The sequence below is a fragment of the Bradyrhizobium cosmicum genome, assembly GCF_032290525.1.
Lineage (GTDB): Bacteria > Pseudomonadota > Alphaproteobacteria > Rhizobiales > Xanthobacteraceae > Bradyrhizobium > Bradyrhizobium cosmicum_A.
The window spans coordinates 1-259 of the sequence record NZ_JASXTA010000338.1 but is presented as its reverse complement, the minus strand read 5'-3'; the positions used below and the strand labels follow the sequence as shown (position 1 = coordinate 259).

General features: G+C 63.3%; 1 protein-coding gene. It reads left to right on the top strand.

The features are described 5' to 3' along the window. A partial coding sequence (locus QSV46_RS40170; RefSeq protein WP_314964193.1) for an ABC transporter transmembrane domain-containing protein occupies positions 1–259 on the top strand: 259 nt, incomplete at both ends.

The window sequence follows — 259 nt, the reverse complement described above, 5'->3', positions numbered from 1 at the left end:
CTCCAGGACCGCATCATCGACCGCATCTCGAAGGCCCCACTGGCCTGGTTCAGCTCGTCGTCAACCGGTCGGGTGCGCAAGGCCATCCAGGACGACACCGTCCAGATCCACATGCTCGTCGCCCATGCGCCCGTTGAGCAAACCGCAGCCGTGGGAGTTCCGCTCGTACTGCTCGTCTATGCCTTCGTGGTGGACTGGCGGCTGGGATTTCTCTCCATCGCCACCTTCCCAATCTACGCCCTGCTGCAGTGGGTGACGA